General features: G+C 49.6%; 9 tRNA genes. All 9 read left to right on the plus strand.

The features are described from left to right. Positions 1-70: 70 nt before the first annotated feature. The 9 genes from PTI45_RS22930 (at position 71) to PTI45_RS22970 (ending at position 1003) form a co-directional block, all read left to right on the plus strand. Positions 71-146, plus strand: a tRNA-Asn gene (locus PTI45_RS22930). A 3-nt stretch (positions 147-149) separates the two neighbouring features. Beyond that, positions 150-241 (plus strand) — tRNA-Ser (locus PTI45_RS22935). A gap of 99 nt (positions 242-340) precedes the next feature. Further along, positions 341-412 (plus strand) — tRNA-Glu (locus PTI45_RS22940). Positions 413-424: 12 nt separating this feature from the next. Next, a tRNA-Val gene (locus tag PTI45_RS22945) sits at positions 425-500 on the plus strand. 26 nt (positions 501-526) lie between these two features. Further along, positions 527-600 (plus strand) — tRNA-Met (locus tag PTI45_RS22950). Positions 601-607: 7 nt separating this feature from the next. Next, positions 608-683: transfer RNA gene (locus PTI45_RS22955), tRNA-Asp, on the plus strand. Positions 684-737: 54 nt separating this feature from the next. Then, a tRNA-Gly gene (locus PTI45_RS22960) sits at positions 738-812 on the plus strand. Positions 813-832: 20 nt separating this feature from the next. Then, a tRNA-Arg gene (locus PTI45_RS22965) sits at positions 833-909 on the plus strand. A gap of 14 nt (positions 910-923) precedes the next feature. Next, a tRNA-Leu gene (locus PTI45_RS22970) sits at positions 924-1003 on the plus strand. The last annotated feature ends 37 nt before the right edge of the window (positions 1004-1040 follow it).

Raw genomic sequence — 1040 nt, forward strand, 5'->3', positions numbered from 1 at the left:
GTAGGACGTTGCCAAGCAGAGCAGTACAGATTGACCGTTTCAAGGAGCGATCCGAGGAGACGGTGACTATTCCCTGATAGCTCAGTTGGTAGAGCACTCGACTGTTAATCGAGTTGTCACAGGTTCGAGTCCTGTTCGGGGAGCCATATGGAGAGGTGTCCGAGCTGGCCGAAGGAGCACGATTGGAAATCGTGTAGGCGTTACAAGCGTCTCGAGGGTTCGAATCCCTCTCTCTCCGCCAGAGGCCGTTTTATTACAGCCAATAGCAAATTAGTTAGTTTTAAATTAACTTGTTCTTAAAGTAATAAAATGTTAATATGTAAAGTGTTCGTTTTATTGTGGCCCGTTGGTCAAGTGGTTAAGACACCTCCCTTTCACGGAGGTAACAGGGGTTCGAGTCCCCTACGGGTCATATTTACTTCTTGGAGATTTAGCTCAGCTGGGAGAGCATCTGCCTTACAAGCAGAGGGTCGGCGGTTCGATCCCGTCAATCTCCACCATAGAATTTTATAGCAAGTATTAATGACGCGGGGTGGAGCAGTCCGGTAGCTCGTCGGGCTCATAACCCGAAGGTCACAGGTTCAAATCCTGTCCCCGCAATTAATTTGGAACCGTGGTGTAGGGGTTAACATGCCTGCCTGTCACGCAGGAGATCGCGGGTTCAAATCCCGTCGGTTCCGCCATTTTCTTTAAAAGAAAATTGGCTCGATCATAAGTAATGCAATGAATATTACATTGCGGACGTGGCTCAGCGGTAGAGCATCGCCTTGCCAAGGCGAGGGTCGTGGGTTCGATTCCCATCGTCCGCTCCAATATTTTCTACATTTTATTTGCGCCCTTAGCTCAGCTGGATAGAGCGTTTGACTACGAATCAAAAGGCCAGGAGTTCGAATCTCTTAGGGCGCGCCATTTTATCTTGATTGGCCGGTGTGGCGGAATTGGCAGACGCGCGCGACTCAAAATCGTGAGGGAAACCGTGGGGGTTCGAGTCCCTTCACCGGCATATTATTTATCGGGACGTAGCTCAGCTTGGTAGAGCA

Origin of the sequence: Paenibacillus nuruki, from assembly GCF_001721045.1 — a bacterium.
In the GTDB taxonomy this organism is placed as follows: Bacteria; Bacillota; Bacilli; order Paenibacillales; family Paenibacillaceae; genus Saccharibacillus; species Saccharibacillus nuruki.